Source organism: Aestuarium sp. (assembly GCF_023253315.1).
Lineage (GTDB): Bacteria > Pseudomonadota > Alphaproteobacteria > Rhodobacterales > Rhodobacteraceae > Marivivens > Marivivens donghaensis.
Genome location: NZ_JALRGW010000120.1, coordinates 1 through 872 on the forward strand (window position 1 = coordinate 1; position 872 = coordinate 872).

The window sequence follows — 872 nt, forward strand, 5'->3', positions numbered from 1 at the left end:
AGTCCACTTCAGCCTCCTATGTGGCCGCTGGACGCCGGGAACTCAGCGCCGCAATTGTTGCACATCAGGTGATCTCCCGGCCAGATACCCGCAGCGTCAAAGCCGTGGCCGCACTGGCAATGGTGCTGATGAAATCACCGGAGTTCAGCACTTGGCCCACCAGTTCCGGGCAGGTGTAGGTTTCCCCAGGCTGCACAGCGCGGTCGTCGATCACCAGATTGGCGTTGCCGGCCGAGCCGCCGCTGGTCACCAGATTGGCGCTGAAGGTGCGCGCAGCCGTGTCGGTGTTGGTGACGGTGGCCTTGTCGATGATCGCGCGGATGCCCGGGCCTGGCGAATACTGCGTGGTCTGCGTCGCCTGCATTTGCAGGGGCGGGACGAGGACTTTGACGATGACGCTCATGATGGGTTACCAAGCTGGGATGTAGCGGGTGGTGCCATTGTCGTCAATGGGAATCCACTTCGTGGGGTTGCCGGTGACAGGCGAGTTTGTCAGCGTGGCGGTGTTTGCGCCAGCGCCGTTGGTAAGGCCCACGCTGCTGTCGATCAGGTTGCCGGTGTTGTTCGTCAGGTCTGCCGTGATCGCCGCAGTGGTTGCAATCGTGATGCCGCCTGCCGCTGGGGTGATGTCGATATTCGACCCTGCTGTCAGGCCGTTGGACTCCCACCGCGCTTGCACCGCGTCGTAGATAAGCACGTCGCCGCTGCTCGGGCTCGGCGCCTGCACATCGTGCAGTTCGTCTATCGTCTCGCCGGTCTTCATCCGCACGAAGATCGCGCCGTTGTTGGCCGCGTTCGTGATGATGGCAATCGGCAGATCGAGATTCGGCGCTACGGGACGGGTTTTGGTCAACTCGCCAGGGTAGGCCGGG

The 872-nt window shown here is 62.8% G+C and carries 2 protein-coding genes; both read right to left on the reverse strand.

Annotated elements, in window-relative coordinates:
• Positions 1 to 64: 64 nt before the first annotated feature.
• A complete protein-coding gene (locus AC1QQ2_RS14530; RefSeq protein WP_479713680.1) occupies positions 65 to 403 on the reverse strand; it encodes a hypothetical protein in 339 nt (112 codons plus the stop codon).
• Between the two features lie 6 nt (positions 404 to 409).
• Positions 410 to 872 (reverse strand): hypothetical protein (locus AC1QQ2_RS14535; protein WP_479713681.1); only part of this gene is annotated, 463 nt, incomplete at its 5' end.